Source organism: Pseudorhodoplanes sinuspersici, from assembly GCF_002119765.1.
GTDB lineage: Bacteria > Pseudomonadota > Alphaproteobacteria > Rhizobiales > Xanthobacteraceae > Pseudorhodoplanes > Pseudorhodoplanes sinuspersici.
The window spans coordinates 896,741-914,700 of the sequence record NZ_CP021112.1 but is presented as its reverse complement, the minus strand read 5'-3'; the positions used below and the strand labels follow the sequence as shown (position 1 = coordinate 914,700).

19 protein-coding genes and 1 riboswitch are annotated in these 17,960 nt (G+C 58.9%); of the genes, 4 read left to right on the top strand and 15 right to left on the bottom strand.

Annotation, left to right across the window (positions count from 1 at the left end; translation table 11 throughout):
• Complete coding sequence (locus CAK95_RS04620; protein WP_086086871.1) at nt 1–345, bottom strand: hypothetical protein; 345 nt, start codon at nt 343–345, stop codon at nt 1–3.
• A 296-nt stretch (nt 346–641) separates the two neighbouring features.
• Nucleotides 642–1,061: a DUF983 domain-containing protein gene (locus CAK95_RS04615; RefSeq protein ID WP_245303625.1), complete on the bottom strand. Its 420-nt coding sequence runs from the start codon at nt 1,059–1,061 to the stop codon at nt 642–644.
• 77 nt (nt 1,062–1,138) lie between these two features.
• Between CAK95_RS04615 and CAK95_RS04610 the strand changes: the two genes are divergently transcribed.
• Nucleotides 1,139–2,515 carry an aminotransferase-like domain-containing protein gene (locus CAK95_RS04610; RefSeq protein ID WP_086086869.1) on the top strand — a complete coding sequence of 459 codons (1,377 nt, stop codon included), beginning with the start codon at nt 1,139–1,141 and terminating at the stop codon, nt 2,513–2,515.
• A 118-nt stretch (nt 2,516–2,633) separates the two neighbouring features.
• Nucleotides 2,634–2,724, top strand: a riboswitch (glycine riboswitch).
• Between the two features lie 154 nt (nt 2,725–2,878).
• Entirely contained in the window at nt 2,879–4,141 is a 1,263-nt protein-coding gene (locus tag CAK95_RS04605) for a D-amino acid dehydrogenase (protein WP_086086868.1), read from the top strand.
• Between the two features lie 75 nt (nt 4,142–4,216).
• Here the strand turns inward: CAK95_RS04605 and CAK95_RS04600 are convergent, their stop codons facing one another.
• The 5 genes from CAK95_RS04600 to CAK95_RS04580 form a co-directional block, all read right to left on the bottom strand.
• On the bottom strand, nt 4,217–4,687 hold the full coding sequence (locus CAK95_RS04600) for a cupin domain-containing protein (protein WP_086086867.1): 471 nt from the start codon (nt 4,685–4,687) through the stop codon (nt 4,217–4,219).
• Nucleotides 4,688–4,692: 5 nt separating this feature from the next.
• Nucleotides 4,693–5,847, bottom strand: coding sequence for a RuBisCO large subunit C-terminal-like domain-containing protein (locus CAK95_RS04595; protein WP_245303624.1), 1,155 nt, complete (start codon nt 5,845–5,847; stop codon nt 4,693–4,695).
• Between the two features lie 202 nt (nt 5,848–6,049).
• Complete coding sequence (locus CAK95_RS04590; protein ID WP_086086866.1) at nt 6,050–7,114, bottom strand: maleylacetate reductase; 1,065 nt, start codon at nt 7,112–7,114, stop codon at nt 6,050–6,052.
• Between the two features lie 54 nt (nt 7,115–7,168).
• Nucleotides 7,169–8,029, bottom strand: a complete 861-nt coding sequence (locus CAK95_RS04585; RefSeq protein WP_086086865.1) for an intradiol ring-cleavage dioxygenase — start codon at nt 8,027–8,029, stop codon at nt 7,169–7,171.
• Nucleotides 8,030–8,107: 78 nt separating this feature from the next.
• A complete protein-coding gene (locus tag CAK95_RS04580; protein ID WP_086091185.1) occupies nt 8,108–9,784 on the bottom strand; it encodes an FAD-dependent oxidoreductase in 1,677 nt (558 codons plus the stop codon).
• 140 nt (nt 9,785–9,924) lie between these two features.
• On the opposite strand from CAK95_RS04580, the gene CAK95_RS04575 reads away from it, so the two are divergent.
• On the top strand, nt 9,925–10,650 hold the full coding sequence (locus CAK95_RS04575) for an IclR family transcriptional regulator (protein ID WP_183044363.1): 726 nt from the start codon (nt 9,925–9,927) through the stop codon (nt 10,648–10,650).
• The gene (locus CAK95_RS30430; protein WP_086086863.1) at nt 10,596–11,186 is read left to right on the top strand and encodes an alpha/beta hydrolase; all 591 of its coding nucleotides are present in this window, start codon (nt 10,596–10,598) and stop codon (nt 11,184–11,186) included. Before CAK95_RS04575 ends, CAK95_RS30430 begins: the two co-directional genes overlap by 55 nt.
• Nucleotides 11,187–11,195: 9 nt before the next feature.
• Here the strand turns inward: CAK95_RS30430 and CAK95_RS04565 are convergent, their stop codons facing one another.
• The 8 genes from CAK95_RS04565 to CAK95_RS04535 all read right to left on the bottom strand — a co-directional run bounded on the left by CAK95_RS04565 (nt 11,196) and on the right by CAK95_RS04535 (nt 17,876).
• Nucleotides 11,196–11,690 (bottom strand): MarR family winged helix-turn-helix transcriptional regulator, encoded by a 495-nt coding sequence (locus tag CAK95_RS04565; protein ID WP_086086862.1) that lies wholly within the window; start codon nt 11,688–11,690, stop codon nt 11,196–11,198.
• A gap of 364 nt (nt 11,691–12,054) precedes the next feature.
• Nucleotides 12,055–12,516: a TetR-type transcription factor C-terminal domain-containing protein gene (locus CAK95_RS29045; protein ID WP_157699539.1), complete on the bottom strand. Its 462-nt coding sequence runs from the start codon at nt 12,514–12,516 to the stop codon at nt 12,055–12,057.
• Between the two features lie 337 nt (nt 12,517–12,853).
• Nucleotides 12,854–14,206, bottom strand: coding sequence for a TRAP transporter large permease (locus tag CAK95_RS04560; protein WP_086086861.1), 1,353 nt, complete (start codon nt 14,204–14,206; stop codon nt 12,854–12,856).
• 12 nt (nt 14,207–14,218) lie between these two features.
• Nucleotides 14,219–14,740, bottom strand: coding sequence for a TRAP transporter small permease subunit (locus tag CAK95_RS04555; protein WP_157699538.1), 522 nt, complete (start codon nt 14,738–14,740; stop codon nt 14,219–14,221).
• 131 nt (nt 14,741–14,871) lie between these two features.
• On the bottom strand, nt 14,872–15,942 hold the full coding sequence (locus CAK95_RS04550; protein WP_086086859.1) for a C4-dicarboxylate TRAP transporter substrate-binding protein: 1,071 nt from the start codon (nt 15,940–15,942) through the stop codon (nt 14,872–14,874).
• Between the two features lie 242 nt (nt 15,943–16,184).
• The gene (locus tag CAK95_RS04545) at nt 16,185–17,219 is read right to left on the bottom strand and encodes an LLM class flavin-dependent oxidoreductase (RefSeq protein WP_086086858.1); all 1,035 of its coding nucleotides are present in this window, start codon (nt 17,217–17,219) and stop codon (nt 16,185–16,187) included.
• 92 nt (nt 17,220–17,311) lie between these two features.
• Nucleotides 17,312–17,566, bottom strand: a complete 255-nt coding sequence (locus CAK95_RS04540; protein ID WP_086086857.1) for a hypothetical protein — start codon at nt 17,564–17,566, stop codon at nt 17,312–17,314.
• 109 nt (nt 17,567–17,675) lie between these two features.
• A complete protein-coding gene (locus tag CAK95_RS04535; protein ID WP_086086856.1) occupies nt 17,676–17,876 on the bottom strand; it encodes a cold-shock protein in 201 nt (66 codons plus the stop codon).
• Between the last annotated feature and the right edge of the window lie 84 nt (nt 17,877–17,960).

Here is a 17,960-nt window from a genome sequence, read left to right as displayed (position 1 = left end):
TTACGGGATGATCGCGACGGGAATGAGGATCGCTGCGAGCACAAGGTTGGCCGCTGCGATCTCGCGGGAGCCGCCGCGACGCATCGCCATCGCTGCGAGTATCACGAGCATGGCGATCAGCACTTCGGTTGCAATCGCTTCAAACCCGGTGATCAGAGCCAGGCCGAGAATGGCGACCAATCCACCACAAAGAGTACGTCCATACAGGCCGATGCCGCAGCGATCGAAGAATGACTTCACGGCAAAGTTGCCGGTCAGGATCAGCGCGGCAAGCAGAAAGACAATAAATGGCAACGCCCAGTCGAGGAAAACGAACGGCCCGCTAAGAAGAGATAAGGTTTCCACAGAGGGGTTCCGGCAAATACGCTGTTCGGAGGACTGTTTTTGCATAACAGGCTTGTGACAGCGCAAGCAAGGCTTGCCGGCGCTCGGCGGTTGCGCTGGAGAGTGGAAGGTCTCGGCGGTCCCTCGTGAGTTTCAGGGGGATTATTTCAAAAAGCCCAGTGAGATCAGTGGGCTAGTGGCACGTGAGGCTGGCATAGCCGACCATTAATCCGGCAATTCAGACCAGTTGCCTCAGTTCAGAAGATCTCCAGATCCGACTGCAATCACATCTAGCGATACGTGATCAGCCGGGATGATCAAGAAAGACCGGGCTCCCGAATCGCATCCCGATCCAGCTTTGACCGTTCGAAACCGTCCATCCCAGATTGCCATTGCAGGCCGACAATTGCGCCCTTGGTGGGCTGCAGCAGGCCAATCGAACTGAAAAACGTCAACGGTATCCAGATCAGAAAATGCAGCCAATAAGGTGGCGCATAAGCCATCTCCACGGCCAGGACCAACGGAACGATGACGTGGCCGACAATAACGATCACGAGATAGGCCGGGAAGTCGTCTGCGCGCTGGTGATGCATCTCCTCACCGCAGGCTTCGCAATGATGGACGACCTTCAGAAAGCGTCCGAACAGCTTGCCCTCGCCGCAATGGGGGCATTTGCCAAGAAAGCCCCGTAAGGCCGCTTTGGCCAGCGTGACCGGCTCTGCTGCACTTGTCTTCATGGCCATTTCCTGCAGTTTGATTGATCCATACAATATTGATATGTTGCCGAACAATCCAGACGTTAAGGGATAATTGTATGGAATGGGTCCCTGCAATTTCGGAGTGGCCGGGCCCGCTTTACATGCGGATCGTCGACGCCATGGCGGCCGATATCGCCCATGGCCGGCTGGCGCGTGGGCAGCAATTGCCGACCCATCGCGCGTTGGCGAAGGCGCTCAATGTCGATCTGACGACGGTGACGAGAGCCTATAGCGAGGCGCGCAGGCGCGGCTTGCTCGATGCGCGAGTCGGGAGCGGCACATTCGTGTCGGAGACGACGATCCGCGCGGCAACCGATATGCCGCATCAAGCCAAGATCGATCTCTCGATGAACGTGCCGCCGCATCCGGTCGAGGCCAATCTGGATGTTCGCATCGCGCAGGGGCTCTCGGCTATTCAGGACCAGGCGAGCTTCACGGCCTTTCTCAATTATCAGCGTCCCGGCGGCAGCGATGAAGATCGTCATGTCGCGGCCGAGTGGTTGCGGCCGCGTTTGCCGAAAATAAGCGCTGACAAAATCATCGTCTATCCGGGCAGCCAGGCCGCCTTGTTCAATTCGCTGTTGTCGATGACATCGCCCGGCGATGTCATCTTGACCGAGGCGCTGACATTCCCCGGTATCAGGGCCGCGGCGGCGAAGCTCGGCGTTCAACTGATCGGCGTTGCAATGGACGACGAGGGTGTCCGCCCGGATGCGTTGAAGCGCGCCTGCGACGACTATAATCCAAAGGCCGTTTACCTCGTGCCAACGCTCCACAATCCAACGACAGCGACGATGGGACCGTCGCGTCGCAAAGCCGTCGCTGAAGTGATCCGTGCGGGCGACATAATGCTGATCGAGGACGATGCTTATGGCTTTCTGGAGCCGACCGTCTCGCCGATCGCGAACCTTATTCCCGAAAGGACCTATCTCCCGGTCAGCCTTTCAAAGTGCATCGCCCCGGCGCTTCGGGTGTCTTACCTGATTGTGCCTGATGCCGCCTCCGAACAGATCATGCGAGCGAGTTTGCAAGCGACGATGCAGATGCCGCCCCCGTTGATGGTGGCGCTGGTGACGCACTGGATAAAGACGGGAGTGGCGGATCAGATCATCACGGCGATTCGCAACGAGGCCGCGGGGCGGCAGCAGCTCGCCAGCAGGATCTTGAACGGTGCGTCATTCGCCGCGGGGCCAACGGCGCATCATCTATGGTTGTCACTGCCGCGGCAGTGGAGCCGCGCAGATTTCATATCGCAGGTGCTTCGCGACGGGTTGGCTGTTGTCGGCGCCGAAGCATTCTCCGTTACGGAGAATTCGCCTCATGCCGTGCGCGTCTCACTGGGCGCGGCGCGCAATCGTGCCGAACTCAGTCAGGCGTTGCACCTGCTTGCAGAAACGCTGCGGTCGCCGCCGGCGATACGGCAGATCGTTTGACGGAGCGCACTTTCTCAGCCGTTAACCGCAGGCCGTTAACCGTTGGTCGGCAGACGGCGGCTTGGCGGCGCATTGCCTTGTCCGGCAGGCGATTCTGCACTAAGTTAGCGTTGCCAAATGTGACGATGCAGGAGAGCTCGGGCTTTGTGCCCGACGCCGACGGAGCAACCGCCCCGGAAACTCTCAGGCAAAAGAACCGTATCGTCAGGCAATCTGGAGAGAGATGCCGCTTGCGGCATCCGCCGAAGGGGATGTCGGCCCGCATCGGGTTGGACCAAGCTCTCAGGCAACCGGGACAGATGGGGCGTCGCGCCGGCGGGAAGCGCCGGAAGATCGCAGTCTGTCTTCGGGAGACCTGATTTTATGACTCACATTGCTGTTATCGGCGCCGGCATTACCGGCGTGACCACGGCTTACGCGCTGCTCGAACGCGGCTATCGCGTCACGGTGTTCGACCGGCATCGCTACGCCGGCATGGAAACCTCTTTCGCCAATGGCGGCCAGCTTTCGGCCAGCAATGCCGAGGTCTGGAACAAGCCGTCCACCATCCTGCACGGGCTGCGCTGGATGCTGCAGGCCGACGCACCGCTTTTGATGAACCCGCGTCCGAGTTGGCACAAATATTCGTGGATGGCCCAATTCGCCGGACACATCATGCATTATCGCCGCAACACGATCGAGACGGTGAGGCTCGCGATCGCCGCGCGCGAGCACCTGTTCGCGATGGCGGAGAAGGAGCATATCGACTTCGATCTCGAGAAGCGCGGCATCCTGCACATCTATCGGGACCGCGCGGGCTTCGAGAAGGCAGCCAAGGTCAATGCGCTTCTGAAGGAGGGCGGTCTCGATCGGTTTGTGGTGACGCCAGACGACATCGCGCAGATCGAGCCGACGCTGAGCGGTGCCTATTATGGAGGCTTCTTCACGCCTTCGGATGCCACCGGCGACATCCATAAATTCACGCGCGGACTGGCAGCGGCGTGTGTGCACCGTGGCGTGGTGGTGCATTACGATGCCAGTGTTGAAGCAATCATCCCGGAAAGTCACGGGCATGTGCTGCACTGGCGGTCGCCGGATAGCGGAATGCAGGCGCTGCATGCCGATGCCGTCGTGGTCTGCGCGGGCGTCGCCAGCCGCAATTTCGCGGCGATGCTTGGCGATCGTCTCAACATCTATCCGGTGAAGGGCTACTCGATCACGATCAACATGCTTGACGAGGCGAGCCAGAATGCCGCGCCGACGGTGAGTATTCTTGATGATGCAACCAAGATCGTAGCGAGCCGGCTTGGTCGCGATCGTTTCCGCGTTGCCGGGACGGCGGAATTCAACGGCTATAATCGCGATATCCGCGACGACCGCGTGCGGCCGCTGATAACATGGACGCGCGAGTTGTTTCCCGGAGTGGCAACAGATCGCGTGGTGCCGTGGAGCGGGCTGCGGCCGATGATGCCGAACATGCTGCCGAGGGTCGGTCGCGGCCGCCGTCCGGGCGTCTATTACAACACCGGTCACGGTCATCTCGGCTGGACGTTATCGGCGGCGACGGCACAGATGGTCGCCCAGTCCGTCAGCAGTGATCTCGCGCCCGATGCCGCATCGCACGTGCCGGTCCGTCGCGCCGCATAGGTCGCTCTGAACGCAAGGGGAAGACAACGCGCCCAGCACTTTCTGGGCGCGCTGGCCCTTATCGAATAAAAGCAGTCAGTTCGGTGACAGGAAAGCTGCCAATTTCGGATCTTGCCTGAGCCGACGCAAATCCTCTTCGCTCGGCAGTTGCGGCCGATCGCGTTCGACATTCACCATGCAGAGAAAGCCCATCGGCTCATCGCCCTTGGTGCGAAATTGATGCCAGGTCATCGGCGGAATGTGAACCAGATCGAAGGCTTTGACTGCTTTGATCTCGCCGCCCACCAGCACGTCCGCCTCACCGCGCAGTATCATCACCCCGTGAACATGCTCGTGGCGCTCCAGAGTGGAATAGCCGCCCGGCGCGACCTCAAAGTAGCGCAATTCGCAACGCAGTTCCGGCACATCGAACAGAACTTGGCGGGTGATGGATTTGAACGGCGCAGTGCCTTCCTCCTTGTAGGGAAGAAACGGCACGTTTTCCCATCGATACTTCGAGAGAAAGGTGCGGAACAAATCCGCGTGTTTGGTTTCAGGTTTGTCCATCGTTGTTACGCAGTTTGGTGCCGCACGACCGCATCGACGAAGGCGGCAGTTTCTTGTGTGATGCGCGTGCCTGCTGACAGAAGTCCGCCGCCGACCAGCACGATCACATCAAGACCGTAGAATTCCAGCATTTCGGCGACACGGTCGAGCGTCATGCCGCCTGCCGGAACCGGTACGGTAGCAGGAAACTTGCTCCAGCGCGCCAATGCTGCCTTTGCCAGCTCCCGGCACTCATCCTGCGAATAGCCGAATCGACCGCCGTAATTGGGAAACACCGTCGCATCGGCGCCTAGAAGACGGAACAGTTTGCCCAGCAGTAGCGGCGGGGCAATGCGCGCCGCACCCGCCATGGAAGGATGCGTCATGAAAGCGAAATCGGGATTTTCGCGCACGATCGTATGGAAGGCGGAAACTCCTGTGACCATGGGTGCGATCAGGACCGCATCGATCCCTTCAGCGCGGGCGAGTTCGACCTGGCGGCGGAGCTGATCGAGATTGCCCGACAGTGACGGCAGGTAGCATGTGCGCCCGCCATCGTTTGCGCGCGCTTCGCGCACCGCTTCAGCGATCCGCGGCACGCGTTCGGCAAAGGGGCTGTAGACTTGGTCGGCCAGACCATGATCGTCTTTGATGAAATCAAGGCCACCGCGCGCCAGTTGTCTGGCCAGCTCCGCAAGCTCGCGTGCGCTTGAGCCCTGAGGTTTGAGTGCCGAGCAGGTCAACGCGCGGATGCCGGCACCGACACGCTGACGCAATCCGGAAATTCCATGACGTGGGCCGCCAAAAGCAGCCAATAACTCGTCGGGGAATACGGCATCCTTGAGCATCACCTCGGGATGCAACGACGTATTGCCGAACAGCATGTTAAAAAGCTGGCCTGCTTCCATCCCGGAGGTGGCGACGGAAAGTCCAACGCTGACTTCGAACAAGCCCTCGTCAACCGCTTTAATGGCCTCCACGCGGCCTACGATATTGTCCAGTACAGCTCGGTCGGAAATTGCCGTGAGGGGCATTTCCACGCTTTGCTCGACGGCAATGGCCTCCGCCCGTGCCGCAATACGGCCGGCGGTTTCGTTCACATGATAGACTGCAGTGAAGCGGCCAACGACATGCTGTCCGGACGCGCCCTGCACTACGCCAGCCGCGAGTGAAGTGTTCAAATACGGATGCTCCTACGGCTGTTGCTTGAGGACAAATAATCACTCAGCCGCCCGCAATCGCAGCAATAATCAAGTATTGCAAGCGTGGCTTTTTAAAAAGCGGCGGTATATGTGGCCGGTCAAAATTGCGCGGCGGCTTCGCCGGCAGATCAATGTGCTCGGGACACATAATATTGTCGTTTTGGCTGAAACTTCTTAGCTTTTACGCGTAATTTTTAATGTTGCCCGCCCAGGCATTGGCGATGAGATCGCGAATAGGACCTCGTTCGATAGGGCGCGGGTTCCAGTATGGGTTCTGCACGGCGAGATCGGCCGCGCGGTCGATGTCGCTTTCCGCCATGCCAATGGATTTCAGGCTGTTCGGGCTGTCGAGCTTCTTTGCCAGGTCGACCAGGGCTTGCGTGCCGTTGCGGCCGCCGAGCGCACGGGCGACTGCCTGGTCGGCTTCCGGTGCGGCCTTTGCGTTGTAGGCCATGGCATAGGGTAGAATGACTGTGTGGGTGTCTGCATGCGGCAGATTGAAAGAGCCGCCGACCACGTGGCAAAGCTTGTGATGCAAAGCCATGCCGACAGATCCAAGACAGACGCCGCACAGCCACGCACCATAGAGCGCTTCCGCCCGCGCCTCGCGATCCTGCGGGTTGGTGACGATCGCAGGTAGCGCGCGCCCCATCGCGGCGATCGCTTGCTCCGCCATCATCGAGATGACCGGATTGCGATCCTGCGCATAGAGTGCTTCCACCGCGTGCGCAATCGCGTTGGTGCCCGATGTCACCGTCAGCCGCGGCGGCAGGGTGAGGGTGAAATCGACATCATAGATAACGATCTCCGGCAGCACCTTCAGCGTGCGTTGGGTGATCTTTTTGCCGCCCTCGGTCTCGCCGATGATCGGCGTCATTTCCGAACCGGCATAGGTGGTCGGGATTGCGATCTGGGGCAGGTCGGTGCGAAGCGCAATGGCCTTGCCGAGACCGGTCGACGAGCCCCCGCCGAAGGCGACGGTGCAATCCGCGCCACAATCCTTCGCCGCTTGTAGCGCGCGTTCGGTGACATCGGTGGGCGTGTGCATGGCGGCTTGGCTGAAAATGCCAGCCGCCAATGGTCCGATGGACGCGGCGATGTCTTTCAGTGCCGGCGCCTGCTCAGGCGTGCTCAGCAGCAGCGCGCGCTTGCAACCGGCGCGCTCTATTTCGGCTTTCAGCGTCGAGATGGTGCCGGTACCGAAGATGACCCGCCCGGGCAGGGCATTGTAGACGAATGACTGCATAACGATCCCAACTTCTCAATGCGTCCTTGCTTATGACCGCGAACACGGGAGTTCTTATCTCTTCTTTAGCCTAAAGTCATATTCCAGGGTGAAGAAAGGATCATCCAGCTTCTGCCCGTCCGGTGCTATGCCGCCATCGTGCCGGACGAAATTTGCAACCAGCGAATCTTTGACGCCGAACACAGCGTCGGAATCGAGATACTGATCGCCATCAACGAAAACATGGGTTGTGAGTTTTTCGTGATCGGGCGCTTCGATCATAAAGTGCACGTGAGCGGGACGCCAAGGGTGCCGCGCCTGTGCCTGGAGCATATCGCCGACGGGGCCGTCATAAGGGATGGGATAGGCTGCCGGCTTGATCGACCAGAAACGATATAGGCCGTCCTTGTCGGTGCGAAAACGCGCTCGGCCGGCGAGCCCGCCGGTCTCATCGAGATGCTGCACGTCGTAGTAGCCATCCTTGTCGGAATGCCAGACATCGACGATGGCATTCGTGAGTGGCCTGCCGTCTGAGGAGGTTATGCGGCCGTGAGCGTAAAGAGGATCGCCTTTCAGCGCGCCGCGAATGTCGGCTCCCAGCGGATATTCCGGCGGGTTTTGAACATAGAAGGGGCCGAGTACGGTGCTTTCCGTGGTCCCGGGCGACGCGTGATTGATCGCGTCGACCAGCATCGACACCCCGAGCGTATCGGACAGCAGGATGAATTCCTGACGATTGCCATCGCAGATCTTGCCGGTGCGTGCCAGGAAGTCGATGGCATAAGCCCACTCGGCTTCGGTCAGCCGCACATCGCGTACGAAATTATGCAGATGCCGGATGAGCGACGTGCTGATCTGCTTCAGTCGGTCATCCGGCGTATTCTTGATGCGATCGACAACCGCGTCGGTGATGGTGAGTTCGTTGAAGTTCCTCATGGCGTCCTCGTGTGGTGTTGTGTGTCGTTGTACGGCGGTTCACGCGAAGATGGCGCGGCAGCCGCTCGTCAAAAAAAATCAAACTGTTGCGGGGGCCGCGGATGTCTCGAAGCCGAGAACACGCCGGACAATCTCCGGCGCGGTTTCGTCGCTATTGCCGCGCCATGCCACGATCTGGTCCGGCCTGATCAGGACGAGATCGGCTTGATAGAGATCGCGCGCTTCGTCCAGCGGGAGGTCAACGACCGTCAGGTCAAGTCCGGCGTCGGTGGCAGCTGTGATAATCCGTTGCCCATCGGCTCCGCGAGAGAGTCGCAGCAACGTCCATTCAAACCCGAAAAGGTCGTAAAGGGATTGCTCTGCCGAGAGCCATAGATGTGGTGCACGGCCGCCGGGGCAAGCCGAGGGGATATAGAGATTGGCCGCATCGGGCGGCGGTTCTGTTCCGTCCGCGGCAACGATGGGCGAGGTATAGTAACGCGCGCCGAAGGTAATTCCCGGGATGTTAAACTCGGCTCTGCCGTGGGCCTCGAGATAGTCGCCGGCAACACGGCGTGCGTCTGCGCCTTGAGGGGTATCGTCTTCGATCTCGGGCACCGGCACGAACAGGCCCAACGAGTCGGCGAATTGTCTTGCATAGCCAGTGTTGCGTCTGGCGTTCGGTTGGCGCTCGGCTTCGTAGCTGGCGAGCAGATCAGGGCCGGCTTTCCCGCGGATCGCCGCCGCAAGTTTCCAGCCGAGATTCACTGCGTCTTCGATCGCGGTGTTGTAACCAAGTCCACCGGCAGGCGTGAACAGATGCGCAGCATCGCCGGCGATGAAGACACGACCGCGCTGGAATTTTTCGGCGACCAGCGCATAGCCTGCGATCCATGTGCCGTAGGACAGGATTTCAGCATTGATCGGCGCGCCAACGGCCTCCTGAAACATCGCCAGCGCGCGATCTGGCGTGATCTCGCTCTCGGCTTCATGAGCGCGCAATTGCGTGTGGAAGGCAAACTCGCCTTTGCCATCGACCGCCGCCATGAAGGCGCGGCGTTCGCGATTGAAGGTGACATTCATCCAGGCAGGCGGGTGCGGCACCACACGATAGAAATCCGGTGCGCGGAGATAGATCGCGAACATGCGCCCGCCGAAAAAATCGCGCACGGCGCCGTCCTCGCCGGTATACCCGAAACCGAGGGCCTGGCGCACGGTACTGCGCGGGCCGTCGGCACCAACAAGATAGGTAGAGCGAATGCGATGCGTTGCGCCATCGCTCACACGCTCGATCTCGGCTTCGATACCCTGGGCCGTCTCACTGAAGCGGGTCAGCCGAAAGCCGTAATGAACCGAAATTCCGGGAAGGGCTTCGGCATGCCGTCTGAGCACCTGTTCGACGAATTTCTGCGAGACGCGATGCGGGAGCTCGGCGGCGCTCCATGAGCCGGAGAGCTGCTTGATGCGCTCGACCGCTTCGCGCGCTGACGGCAGCTTGAAGCGTGCGAGTTCGTGTTTTGTATAACGCGTGAAATAGGCAATGTCGGTTGGAAAATCGGATGGAAGCCCGAGCGCTCTGATCTCCTGCGCGAACCCCAAGCGCCGGAAATGCTCCATGGTGCGAGCTTGAGTCGCGTTGGCCTGCGGATTGAAAGCCGTGGTCGCCTTCTGATCCACGAGCACAGCGGTAACGCCGCGGCGTCCGAATTCGTTCGCCAGCATCAGTCCGCAGGGACCGCCACCGACGATCAGCACTGAACAGTCAGCCGGAGGCATGGGCATTCCTTGGTCTCTCAGGGCGCAGGATTCCTTTGTTCGCCTCTTGCCAAGCCAGCGTGGGCATGTCAGAAACATAAGTTCACAGATGTGAACTAGTATAAGATATGAAACGAAACGAGAGCGCAGCTGTCAAGTCCTTGGACCGTGGCCTCGACATTCTTGAATTTATCGCCACTGCAAAACGGCCGCCGTCGTTCTCGCGGCTTCTCGCAGATCTCGGCATCCCGCGTAGCAGTCTGTTTCATCTCCTGAACAACTTGCAGGCGCGAGGATTCATCGCACGCGATTCCGCGACCGAGGGTTACGGCCTCGGACCGAAAATCGTCGGGCTCGCAAAAGCCGCGCCTCAGCCATCGCTCAGTGACGACGTCCTGCCATTCCTTCGTGAACTCAGCGGCGAGGTCCATGAAACATGCGGCTTCTATATCCGTGTGGATGATGCGGTGGAGGTGATCGGATCTGCGATCAGCACGCAGGCGCTGTCCTACACAATGAAAGTCGGTGCCCGCGCGCCGCTTTATGCTGTTTCGGCCGGCAAGATCGTTCTTGCCGAGCTCGAGCCTGAGGCGTTGAAGCAATATCTGGCCCGAACCGTGCTCACCTCGGTAACGCCCCACACGATACGATCTAAGGCGCAACTGAGACAGGAAATCCAAACGATCAAGGCGACGGGCTTCGCTTATTCGCACGATGAGTTCACTCCAGGCATTACGGCGATCGCCATCGCGGTTCGGGAGGGAGGCAGCTTCATCGGCGCACTCAACGTGGCTGTGCCGACCGCGCGATTTACGCCTGATCGTGACGCGGAATTCAGAGAAGCCTTGCGTGCTATGTCACAGACAATGGGAAGAGCACTGACCTGAGCGGATCGGGTGCTCGCATCGCAAACATTGGACGGCCGAACAGGCACCGAAACTGTTCTGCTTTTGGAGGCGATGCGGGCCGGCTATACGTGGTTGGTCACTCGTCCGGCGCCCATCTTGCCGCCATGGCTCTTTCAACACGTTGGGCTGATTATGGCCTTCCAACTAAACCGAGCAGGGGTGGCGTTCTTGTCAGCGGGATTTATGATCTTGGCCCGTTGCGGCACACCTCGCGGAGCAAATATGTGCGGATCGATGATCGTGCTGAGCGCCAACTGAGTCCCTTACACGAGATCGCTAGCCTTACGGCGCCGCTTCTTTTGGCGGTAGGTTCGACGGAGTCTCCCGAATTTCGGCGTCAGGCGCGAGATTATGCGAAGGCAGTGGCACAATCAGGGAAGCAGGCAACGGTTATCGTCGGGGAGAGCTATAATCACTTCGATATCCTCGAAACAATTGGCAGCCCTTACGGTTTACTGGGGCGTACTCTGCTTGATTTCGTCAGGCTGGACATGCATGAGGGCCATGCAATCTAACGAGTAAAGTTATTCTTCCGGAGAGATCCCTGCTGCGATCTGACGTAAAGTCTGTATCAAGCGTGTGCGCTGGTCTTTCGTGATCAACCGGTCCAGCTCCTCCTCGTGAGCCTGCACTTTGGCCTTTAGTTGCTCCATTGTGGTTTTGCCACGTGCGGTAAGACGGAGTTCATAACTTCTCCTGTCATGCTCCGGGCGGATTCGGGTCACAAGGCCGCGGTTGCACAGATCGTCAAGTGCGGGTGTTAGACTGGACGTATCTCTTTTGATCGCCTTCCCGAGAGCTGCTTGAGTAAGGCCAGGATTTTCATTTATAAGTGCCAGAATGGCGAAACGCCATTGTAGCGTGCCGGTATCCGCAACGCTTCGAAGGTATGTCCTGACAGAAGCTTCCTGCGCGATTCGAAGATTAAATCCAATAGTTCCGCCGAGCCATCCCAAGTTGAGCGGCGGCGGAGATTCTGCGCTGGTGGTTATGCGCCTTTTCGAAGTCTTGGCTGGCATCAAGTCGGTTCCCGAAGCAAAGAAAGGATAAGTTCCAAACTATTTGACGTCAACCTATTCGGCTGGGGCAAGGATCTAGAGATGAGGTGGCGCCTAGATCGTCGTCGTTCCGGCGATGACCTGAGGTGCGGCCAACTCTGTTGGACGTCATTTCACGGAGTGATTTGGTCCGGCCATCGAAGATCGCTGCGACATGGGCAGTCCTCCGGGCGTGCCGGTCGACGTCAAGCAGTTGGCCCCCGGAGATGGTTGTCTTCACCGAAAAGTTTTGCTCATGGCCGCTTTTCCAAAGGCCATCGTAACGAAATGGACGCTGGGCAGGCCTTGACGCGATGGTCTTTGCTCTGGGACGTCCCCTTGCTCATTAGAATGCTTTCGTGGAGCAGGATCGGTGGGTTCTTTTGCGAGGTCGGGTATTCGATCGAACCATCGCTGAACCTCGAAAGCCAGATACAAAGATCTGAAAATATTCGTCTATAATCGCGTCGATCTTGACTGTCTTTGGCAGCGAGCGCACCGCGATCACGGAGTTACACAAGCCAAGCAAGGCCAGCATCGCGAGTTGCGGATTTAGGCCACCGCGAAATTCTCCCTTGGCCACACCTTCTTCAAAAATTCTTTGCACCAGCGATTGATATTCGCGGGATAGATTGACAATAGGTCTTCGCAGTTCTTCCGGCAGTTCATGCCGATGCCGGAGGCGATGAAGAAGAAGATCGGCGATGCCACGAAATTCATCCCGCTCGAACAGCTGTCGCTGAGCCCGCAATGCGGCTTCGCTTCGGTTGCCGGCGGAAATACGATTACGGAGGACGATGAGCGCCAAGTTGCAGCTTGTCGTCGATGTCGCGCGGGATGTGTGGAGGCAATGGGGGGGCCGGTTGGTCCCGAAACAAGGGCAACTCGTAAAGTGATTTCAAGTGCTGCTCCGCGGCTCTAGTTTTTGTTTTGGCGCGTTCTATTTACGCGAACCGGTAGCCACTTCGCTCGAAACACTCTGAATCGTCTCTGCGGTGTTGCTGATAAATGGCAACACACCAACCAGCTTTTTGCTGTTGCGGCGAGTAGTGATTACCGGCATTGCGAGGCTGCTTCGGGTCGTCGGGATCGACTTCGGAGATGGGTTAGGTGAGATGCTGTTGCTGTGGGCTTTGTAAAATAAATTACAGCCCTGGCAGGAAAGTCGCTATCGGTGGAAACACGATGATGATTGCGATGACCAGAAGTAGAATGATCCAATAGGGCGCTGACCCGCGGAAGATTTCGGCAAGTTGCACATTCGGTTCAGGCACCGCTGCTTTCACGGTAAAGACGAGGATGCCGAAAGGCGGAGTCAGGAGGCCAGCTTCGATCGCAAGAATGCCTATGATCGCAAAAGCAATCGGGTCGAAGCCGAGCGCCATTGCGATCGGTGCAAAGATCGGGACGGTAAGCAGGATGATCGAGATCGAATCGATCAAGCAACCCAGCACGAACCAGATCGCCAGCATCACCAGCAGAATGCCGATCGGTCCCATGCCGGTGCCGAGCAGGAACGTCTTGGCCGTCTCGGTGAAACCGGTCATCGACAGCACGCGTGAATAAAGTTGTGCGCAGAACAGCAGCAGCAACAACGGTCCCGATGTGCGGCCGACATTCAGCACTACTTGCCAGATTTCCCGCCAGGTAATGCCCTTGATCAGCGCCAGCACCAATGCGCCGACGGCGCCGACACCGGCGCCTTCAGTCGGCGTGCAGATGCCGAACCAGATCGAGCCGAGCACGCCGGCAATCAGCGCGAGCACCAAGGACGTGCTGAAAAGCAGCTCGCCGATCGGCTGTTCATCCGGATCGAGCGGGACCGTGACCGCGGCTCCGAGGGGTGCTGCTTTCATCGGCTGTCCGATACCGCTGCCGATCAGCGACGGTTTGCTCATCGCAGCGATGACGACATAGGCGCAGAAACCGAAAGCCAGCGACAATCCCGGTAATACGCCAGCAAGAAACAGTTTGCCAATTGAAAGCTCCGTGAGCACGCCCCAGACGATCATCAGCACGGAAGGCGGAATCAGCATGCCAAGGCAGGCGCTGCCAGCGATGCAGCCAAGTGCGAATTGCCGGTCGTATCCGTAGCGCCGCATTTCCGGATAGGCGATGCGGGAGAATGCGGCCGCCGCGGCAATGCTGACACCGGTGACGAAAGCGAAGATCGCGTTGGCGATGATGGTGGCGACCGCCAGCCGCGCCGGCAGCCAGCGACTCATCCGGTTCGCAAGCGTGTAAAGGTCGGTCGCAGCCCCGCATTTGGCGAGAAAATCGCCCATCAGCATGAACAGCGGAATTACAGCAAAAACATAGTCTCGCAACGCTTCATAGGCGGTGTTGGCGACGAAGGTGCGCACCACCTCCATATCGCCCAGCATGAGATAGATGCCGATGGCCGCAGTGACGCCGAGTGCGATCGCTATATGCACGCCGGCAAAAACCAGCGCCAGCAGCACAACCACGATGGTGATCATTTCGCCATGGCCGAACATCGTGCGCTCCCGTCAAGGCGGAGAGGTTGTGGGAGGCGAAGCGTCTTCTGGATGAAGCATTGCAAGGAGCGCCAGTAGCGTCTGCCCCAGGTAGATCGCGACCACCAGCGCGGCGCCGAACATGACGATGAAGCGTGCCGGCCAGACTGGCACGCGCAATGCGCCTTCGCCTTCGAACTCATTGCTGATCCAGGAATGCAATGCAGGCTCGAAACTGCCCCACACGATCAGAATAAAGAACGCCGCGCCCAGCAGGCCGGATGCGAGATCGGCAAAGGCGTGACCGCGCCGGCCGAACATGCCGACGATGACATCGGTGCGCAGCATACCGCCGCTCTGCACGGCATAGGCCGCGAGCAGAAAGCAGATGATGACGATCGACATCGAAACGATTTCCGGTGTGCCTTTGACCGGCGAATTGAACAGGCCACGCCCGACGACGTCAGCGACGACCAGAAAGCTCAACAGGAAGATGATCGCAGCGGCGATGGCAAGCAGGCTATGCACCAGGCGAGTGGTTATCCGTTCCAGCATCGTGGCCCCGTGTCGCCTCATCTTCCGGCGCCGTGCGAAGTGCGGCGTCTCGAACGCTGCAAGTCAGCTGTAGCCGACTTGCGTTTGCTGAATGCCGATGTCGGGGGAGGGCCCGAGATCGGCATTGAATTTCATTTGACCGAGTAGCGAACCGGCCATTTGTGGCCAGCTTTTTCGGCGGCAGTCAGCGTCGCTTCCAGAACCTGCGTTGCCGGAAGGCCCTGCGCATCAAGCTCTTTGGCTTTTTCTTTTGGCCAAGTGGCCAGCGACTTTGCCCAGTCCGCCTGCACGCTCTCAGGCAGCTTGCGAACGTTGGTGCCCTTCGATTTCAGCTCGTCGAGCTGCTTGGGATAATTTGCTTCATTCACCGTGCCGGTCCGGGCTTCATATTCTTTGCCGACCTCGAGGATGATGTCCTGAACATCCTTGGGAAGCCTGTCGAAACGCGCTTTGTTGATGGTCAAGCCATGCCACGTGATCGCGCCGAAGCCGATTTCGGTGTAGAATTTTCCAACTTCGAACAGCTTGAAATTCACCCAGCCTGATGGAAACATGATCCAACCATTGTAAACGCCTGTCTGCATTGCGGTGTAAGCGTCGGGCAATGATGATTGCACCGGCGTGGCGCCGGCATATTCCAGCCATTTCAGATTGAGGCCGGCGCCGGCGAGCTTTTGCCCTTTGAGATCGGCGACCTTATTCCATTCGAAATTGGTGCCGAGATTGTACCCATTGTCGGCGATGAGCGCGATCAGCTTCTGCCGGTACTTGTCCTCGAATACCTTCGACATATATGGCACCTGATCATACACCTCGCGCGCAATCTTGACGCTCGCGACCGGGCTCATCGTGCCGAATGGCAGCATCACCTGGAAGGCGTGAAGCGGAAGATTCGATGGCTCGAAGCAGAAGCAATAACCGCCGATATCGATGATGCCCGATTGCACTCCTTCAAGCGTATCGGCAACTTTCACCATCGAGCCGCCATAGCCTTCGACGAACTCGATCTTGTGTTTGGTTCTCTCCGCGACGCGCTTGGTGACTTCCGGCACGAAGAATGTCTGCATCAGATTGACATAGGTATTCACCGTCGGGTGGCCGGAGGCGATGCGCAGGCGGATCGTTTCCTGCGCCGAGACACTTCCAGCCACAGATACGAGCAAGGCGATCGCAAGCGATTGCACAAGAGTGCGTAAGGTCATGATGTCCTCCCGATACCGTCTTTGCGGCTTCTTTTCGTTATGGTCGAAGCATCGGGCGCGGCAGGGGGCAAAGTCAACGGATATAAATGACGCCTAAGCTACTGCTGCTTTGCGGAATTTCGCCTTTTGAAATGTGCTGCCCAGGCAAGCATCCGCTTCCATGCGGCGCACCCGCTTCTGAGCAAGCAGAAGCGGGTGCTTTCGCAGCTCTTTGCCCCCGGTGGCAAGCGTGTTGAAACAGCTCAGCCGTCCTGCAACATCGACCGCACCAGCGGGATCACTTTGGTGCCATAGAGTTCAATGCTCCGCATCATTTTTTCATGCGACAAAGGACCGGCGCTGTATTTCATGTCGAAGCGCGACAGACCAAGCGTCTTGACTGTGGTCGCGATCTTGCGCGCAACGGTGTCCGGCGCGCCGACATAGAGCGAGCCGCGGCTGATCTCCTGATCAAACTCAGCGCGGCCCATTGGCGGCCAGCCACGCTCTGCGCCGATGCGATCGCGCATTGTCTTGTAATCCGGATAGAGCTCCTCGCGCGCCTGTTCGTCACTATCAGCGACATGGCCGGGCGAATGCACGCCGATCGGCAGCACCGGCTTGCCGAGCTCGTTCAGGGCCCGGTGATAGAGATCGACATACGGTTTGAAGCGAACGGGATCGCCACCGATGATCGCCAGCATCATCGGAAGGTCATAGCGCGCTGCGCGCACGACCGATTGCGGACTGCCGCCGACGCCAACCCAGGTCGTGAAAGGACACTCGGTGTGCGGATAGACGCTCTGATCCTTAAGCGGCGCGCGTGTCGTACCCTTCCATGTTAGCGGCTCCTGACGCAGCAAGGCCGCGAACAGGTCGAGCTTCTCCTCGAACAAGGACTCGTAGTCGCGGAGTTCATAGCCAAAGAGCGGAAAGGATTCGGTGAAGGAGCCGCGGCCGAGGATGACTTCGGCACGTCCGTTTGATGCGGCATTCAGCGTCGAGAAGCGCTGGAACACGCGTATCGGATCATCCGAGCTCAACACCGTGACGGCCGAGCCGAGCTTGATCTGCTTGGTCCGTCCCGCAATGGCGGCCAACACTATTTCGGGCGAGGAGATCGCAAAGTCCGCGCGATGATGTTCGCCGAGGCCGATGAAATCGATGCCGGTCTCGTCTGCCAGGACCGCCTCCTCGATGACATTGCGAATGACGTGGGCTTGGGAGAGCGGGTTGCCGTCGGCACCGTTGGTGACATCGCCAAAGGTATCGAGGCCGAGTTCGATCTGTTGCGGCATGAGGGCTTTAAGCTTTCGGGGAGAATAAGGTTTTGACGACCGCGATGTGGTGGCCGTTGGCATGCTTCGCCAGCCTCAGCCATGTGCGCAGGTTACTCCTCTGATACTGAAACAAGACAGCGGGCGTCAGCCACAAGCAGCTTGGCTATTGCGGGGCCGCTTTGGTGCCGGGCGGATAAAGCTGGCGCACTTGCTCGCGCCGGTGCAGCATAGGACGGCGCCTCGGTGATGGTGATAAGGCTGACCGCTATGGTCGGGATGCCGGCATCGTGCTCGATGCACTCGGCAAACGGCACCTGATAGCCCGGCACGCGCAGCACGACCGCAAGAAGCGCTTTCCGATCCAAGGGTCGATGATGCACCGTCCTACGCCGAGGGAAATCTCGATGAGAGCGTCAATCTGGCGCATGGCCACTGCGATAATAAAAAGCCCGGCGCTGGGGCCGGGCTGGAATATCAGACTTTCAGGTTTTCCGCAGATTCTTTGCCGCGATTTGCTACGATTTCATATTCGATCTTCTGACCTTCATTGAGGCCTCTCAGACCAGCCTTCTCAACAGCCGAGATATGAACGAACACGTCCTTTCCGCCTGTATCGGGCTGGATGAAGCCGTATCCCTTCGTGCTGTTGAACCACTTCACGGTGCCTTTAGCCACTTGTAGTTTCTCCAATTCGGCGCCCTCGCCGGGACGCACAGGTTAGCACGCAATCAAAATGGCAGCGACCTTATTTTGTTCCGG